Source organism: Aquabacterium sp., from assembly GCF_049274795.1.
Taxonomy (GTDB): domain Bacteria; phylum Pseudomonadota; class Gammaproteobacteria; order Burkholderiales; family Burkholderiaceae_C; genus Aquabacterium.
Genome location: NZ_JBASTH010000021.1, coordinates 1 through 5,745, shown reverse-complemented (window position 1 = coordinate 5,745; position 5,745 = coordinate 1). Strand labels below are relative to the sequence as shown.

4 protein-coding genes are annotated in these 5,745 nt (G+C 70.0%); all 4 read left to right on the top strand.

Annotation, left to right across the window (positions count from 1 at the left end; translation table 11 throughout):
• On the top strand, positions 1-711 hold a 711-nt coding region (locus WAQ08_RS02465), incomplete at its 5' end, for a lysophospholipid acyltransferase family protein (RefSeq protein ID WP_422189054.1).
• Complete coding sequence (locus WAQ08_RS02460) at positions 708-1,622, top strand: lipid A biosynthesis acyltransferase (RefSeq protein WP_422189053.1); 915 nt, start codon at positions 708-710, stop codon at positions 1,620-1,622. The genes WAQ08_RS02465 and WAQ08_RS02460, both read left to right, overlap by 4 nt.
• A gap of 181 nt (positions 1,623-1,803) precedes the next feature.
• Positions 1,804-3,393: a methyl-accepting chemotaxis protein gene (locus WAQ08_RS02455; protein WP_422189052.1), complete on the top strand. Its 1,590-nt coding sequence runs from the start codon at positions 1,804-1,806 to the stop codon at positions 3,391-3,393.
• 162 nt (positions 3,394-3,555) lie between these two features.
• Positions 3,556-5,745, top strand: a 2,190-nt coding sequence (locus WAQ08_RS02450) for a PAS domain-containing protein (protein WP_422189051.1), incomplete at its 3' end; no start/stop codon positions are given.

Here is a 5,745-nt window from a genome sequence, read left to right as displayed (position 1 = left end):
CTGTGGGGCCGCCCGCGCGACGAGGCCCTGGGCGCCCGCGTGGCCTGGCGCCACCCCGAGGTGGTCGATCAGGCCCTGGCCGAAGGTCGGGGCCTGCTGCTGCTCACGCCGCACCTGGGCTGCTTCGAGGTCACCGCGCAGGCCTACGCCGAACGGTGCGGCGCCAGCAAGCCCATCACCGCGCTGTACCGTCCCGCCAAGCAGGCCTGGCTGGCCGAGCTGATGGTCAATGCCCGCAACCGGCCTGGCATGCAGGCCAGTCCGGCCACCTTGTCTGGCGTGCGCCAGATGCTGCGCGCGCTCAAGAAGGGCGAGACCGTGGGCCTGTTGCCCGACCAGGTACCGCCCGAGGGCATGGGTGCCTGGGCGCCCTTCTTCGGCCGCCCGGCCTACACGATGACGATGGCCGCCAAACTGGTGGCGCAGACCGGCTGCGCCGTCGTGCTGCTGCGCGGCGAGCGCCTGGGCTGGCGCCGGCGCCACCGGCTGGGCATCGACTACATCGTGCACGCCGAACGGGTATCCACTGAGGTGGAGTCGCTGCTGGCTGCGGGCGGCGATCCGGCACAATCCAGCGCTGCGATCAACCGCCTGATGGAACATATGATCATGCAGTGCCCCGAGCAGTACCTGTGGGGCTACAACCGGTACAAGGGCCCGCGCGCCGAGATCCTGACGTCAGCCAACGCCAAGGGATCGCCCGCACCATGAAGGGCCCCGCGATGATCAAGGATGCACTGATCCGCCTGGCCCTGGGCATCCTGTGGCTGCTGCAGTGGCTGCCGCTGCCTCTCCTGGCCGCGCTGGGCACGGGCCTGGGCCGCCTGCTCTACCGCCTGGCGGGTTCGCGCCGCCGCATCGCGCTGCGCAACCTGGAGTTGTGCTTCCCCGACATGCCGCTGGCCGAGCGCCAGGCCGTGGTGCGCGAACACTTCGGCTGGCTGCTGCGCAGCCTGCTGGAGCGCGCCATGTTCTGGTACGGCCCGCCCGCCCGCCTCAAGCGCCTGATCCAGGTCGAGGGCGACATCGGCCTGGCTGAGCGCGAGTTCCAGGCCACCGGCCGATCCACCATGTGGCTGTGCCCGCACTTCGTGGGGCTCGATGTGGCCGGCGCCGCCATCCTGCTGTGCCAGCCGCGCCCCGGCGCCTCCATCTACCAGGCGCAGAGTAATGCCGTGATCGATGCGGCCATGAAGCGCGGCCGCCTGCGCTTCGGCGATGTGGAGATTTTCCCGCGCCAGGATTCGGTCAAGCCCATGCTGCGCGCCATCAAGGCCGGGCGCGGCTTCTTCAACCTGCCGGACATGGATTTCGGCATGCAGGACGCCGCCTTCGTGCCCTTCTTCGGCGTGCAGGCGGCCACGCTGCTGGCGCCCTCGCGCATGGCCCGCATGCTGAACATGGTGGTGCAGCCAGTGATCGCCGAGCTGCTGCCCGGCGGCCAGGGCTACAAGGTGCACTTCCTGCCCGCGCTGGAGAACTTCCCCACCTTGGATGCCGTGGCCGACACCGCCCGGCTGAACGCCTTCATCGAGGATCAGATCCGCCTGCGCCTGCCGCAGTACCTGTGGGTGCACAAGCGCTTCAAGACGCGCCCACCCGGCGAGCCAAGCGTGTATTAACACCGCTGCGCCGCGCCCTGCCGCCTGATCACCGGGCAAACCCTGCCCGAACGCGCCCCTCCCGCCCCTCAAACCGACCCGTGCACCTGCCGATACCAAGGCAGTAGAGGTCCGCCACGCGCTACCCCGAGCGCCGACACGACCCCTCTGGCATGGCATAGAGATTGAGGAGCACACGAACATGATGAGCACATGGATCACCTGGTTGCGCGGGTTTTCGATCCGATCGCGCCTGCTGGCCTGCATGGCCTTGGTGGTGGCCATCGGCACGCTGGTCGGCACCGGCACCAGCTGGCAGCTGCTGCAGCTGCAGGGCAACCTGGACGACTTCGCCGAGCGCGAGTTCGCCGGCACCCAGCACGTGGGTGAGATCACGCGCCTGCTGGGCTTGGTGCGCAGCCACGAGCAGGCCGCCATCATCAACACCGGTGATTCGGTGACCACGGCCGAGCATTTCAAACACTGGAAGGACAACCTGGCCAAGGCCCAGGCCACGCTGGCCAAGATCGGCCAGGTGATGCCCGACCCCAAGGTAGGTGAAGAGGTCAAGGCCATCGGCGCCCACCTCAAGGCCTACAGCGACAGCCTCCTGCCCACGCTGGAGCTGATCAACGCCTCGGCTGTCAGCTCCTCGGCAGAAGCCTTCCAGTCCAGCGCCCCGGCACGCGCCGAGGCCGATGCCATGGACGCCGTGATGGCCAAGCTCATCGCCGACGTGGAGGCCAACGCCCAGGCCCGCCGCGACCAGACCAGCCGCACCGTGCACCAGTCCATCATCGCCCTGTGGGTGATGCTGCTGGCGCCGGGCCTCGTCTTCCTGCCGCTGATGGGGCTGAGCATCGCCTCGATCACCATCCCGCTCAAGCGCGCCGAGAGCATCACCCAGGCCATCGCCCATGGCGACCTGACCTACGACATCAGCCCCAAGGGCAAGGATGAGATCGCCCGCGTGATGCTGTCGATGCAGACCATGCAGCAGGGCCTGCGCGCCATGGTGGCCGCCGTGCGCGAATCCTCCGAATCCATGCTCACGGCCAGCACCGAGATCGCCGTGGGCAACCAGGATCTGTCCAGCCGCACCGAGCACACCGCCTCCAGCCTGCAGCAGACCGCCTCGTCCATGAGCGAGCTGAGCGACACGGTGGACAAATCCGCCCTGTCCGCAACCGAGGCCAACCGCCTGGCCGGCACCGCCAGCCACCGCGCCGTGCATGGCGGCGAGGTCGTGGGCAGCGTGGTGCAGCAGATGGACGAGATCAGCGCCGCCTCGCGCCAGATCGCCGACATCATCAGCGTGATCGACGGCATCGCCTTCCAAACCAACATCCTGGCGCTGAACGCCGCCGTGGAAGCCGCCCGCGCCGGTGAACAGGGCCGCGGCTTCGCGGTGGTGGCCGGCGAGGTGCGCTCGCTGGCCCAGCGCAGTGCCGAGGCCGCCAAGGAGATCAAGACCCTGATCGGCCAGTCGGTCGACCGTGTCGAGGTGGGCGCCAAGCGCGTCAAGGACGCCGGCTCCGTGATGCAGGAAATCGTGCACGCCATCCAGAGCGTGACGGTGGCCATGGGCGAAATCGCCGACACCACGCGCCAGCAGGCCCAGGGCATCTCGCAAGTGACGACCTCCGTCAACGACCTGGACCAGATGACGCAGCAAAACGCCGCGCTGGTGGAGCAATCCGCCGCCGCCGCCGACAGCCTGCGCCAGCAGGCCCAGGGCCTGTCGCAGACCGTGTCGCGCTTCAAGCTGCAGGGCGCACCGGCGCTGGCCTGAACGGTATGCGTTTCCTACGTGGCAACACTGAGAAGACAAAACCCGGGCCTTGCCTCACAATGATTTGAAACAATCGGTCGGCCGCGGGGAGGGAGGCGCTTGGCGCCAAGTGCGGCACGGTCCGTGTACCGAACAACACAAAAAGAAAAGCGACGACAAGGGATGGGCACATTGAAACGCCTGACGGATCTGGCCGCACAGTTGGGGCACCTCTACCGCGAGGGCCGCAGCATCGGCGTGGACTTCGACACCATTGCCGACCACCTGTCGGTGCACGTGGCCGTCAAGGGCCCCGACCTGCGCTACCGCTACGTGAACCTGCCCGGCCAGGTGCACCGCCTGCTGCCCACCGGGCTCAGCGGCCAGGTCACCGATGCCGACCTGCTGGGCGCCGAAGCCGGCCAGCGCCTGCGCGAGGAAGACCGCCAGGCCCTGGGCAGTGCCGGCCCCATCGTGATCTGGTCCGAGCCCACCGCCGGCGCGCAGGGCGCCGAAAGTATCCCGCAGGTCAAGCTTGGCCTGCGCGGCCCGCGTGGCGAGGTGCTGGGCGTGCTGGATGTGGCCCCGGCCGACACCCCCGGCACCGAGGCCGGCCTGGAAGTGCGGCGCATGAACGAAGCGCTGGACCTCATCGCCGACATCCTGGGCCTGCTCATGCGCTGCGACGACGAGGCCTCGCTGCTCGAACGCCTGTGCAGCACCCTGGTGGTGCGCGGCGGCTACCTGGCCGCGGCCGTGGTGCCCATCGAGGCCGACCGCCGCCAGGCCGGCGTGCCCCTGAGCCTGGCCGGTGACCGCGACGAACTGGCCCTGCCCGGCCCCTTCCGCCTGGACGACCCGGTGTGGGAAAGCCACCCCGTGGCCCGCGCCGCCGAGGCAGGCGTCTGCATCGTGCACAAGCAGCATGGCGCCGACGACCCCGCCCCCTGGCGCAAGGCCCGCCCCACGCTCAACGCCCAGGCCCTGATCGCCCTGCCCCTGCGCGCCGACGACGATGTCCCGGCCGTGCTGCTGATGGCCTGCGACGGGGTGGACCGCGTGGCGCCTTCGCGCGTGGTGCTGCTGCAGCGCATGGCCGACGAACTCTCGCTGGGCATCGAGCTGCTGCGCTCGCGCCAGCGCCTGGCCTCCGAGCGCCGCCAGCGCGAGATCCACCTGCGCCAGCAACTGCTCACCTCGCAACGCCTGAGCCTGGCCACCGAATCCGGCGAGGTCGGCATCTGGGAATGGGATCTGGCGCGCGGCATCATCTCGATGGACGAGCGCAGCGTGACCCAGCACGGCCTGCCCTCGCACACCCACACCCTGCCCGCCGCCACCCTGCAGGGCTGGGTGCACCCCGAAGACGCCTCCGCGGTCGACCAGGCCATCGTCGGCGTGATCACGCTGGGCCAACCCGCCGACATCACCTTCCGCACGACCCCGCCCGATGGCCGCCAGCGCCGCCTGCGCCTGCACATGTCCCCGCTGCGCGACGACAAGAACACCGGCACCATCGTCGGCCTGCTCGGCGCCACGCAGGATGTGAGCGACCTGGCCCAGAACACCCGCCGCCTGCACGACCTGGACGCCAAGCTGCACCTGGCCACGCAGGCCACCGGCCTGGGCCTGTGGGAGCTCGACCTTGACGAGCAGACCCTGCTGCTGGACAACCGCAGCGCCCAGATCCACGGCCTGGAGCCCACGCAGGGCAGCCTCACCCTCACGGCCTGGCTGGGCTGGATCCACCCCGGCCAGCGTCAGGAGATGGCCGCCCGCCTGCAGGCCAGCCAGGCCCAGCCCATGGTGGGCCAACTCGAATGCGCCATCACCCCGCCGGATGGCCGCCTGCGCCGCGTGCTGATCAACTGGGCCAGCCAGGCCGACGCCACCGGCCGTGTCACCCAACTGGTGGGCACCCAGGTGGACGTGACCGAGCGCCGCCGCGACGAGGCCCGCATGGCCCAGACCCACCAGCGCCTGGCCCTGATGGCCGGCGCCACCGGCGTGGGCCACTGGCGCTACGACCTGCGCGAAGGCTTCACGTTTGATGACGCCATGTACCGCCTGCTGGGCGCCACCGTGCAGCCCTACCCGGCGGCCGCCTGGCTGATGGAGATGTGCCTGCCCGCCAGCCAGCGCGAAGCGCTCGAACTGGCGCTGATCACGGCCGATGACCAACTGGAGGTGTCCCTGCAATGGCAGGGCCTGGACGGCCTGTGTCGCCACGTGGTGTGGATGGGCACGGTGGACCGCGACGCCCGCCGCACCGTGATCCGCGGCGAAGGCCTGTGCATCGACATCACCGTGCAGCACAAGGCCGAGGCCGCCCGCCACGGGCTGCAGGTTCCGCCGCCGGCGCGGCCCCTCGTC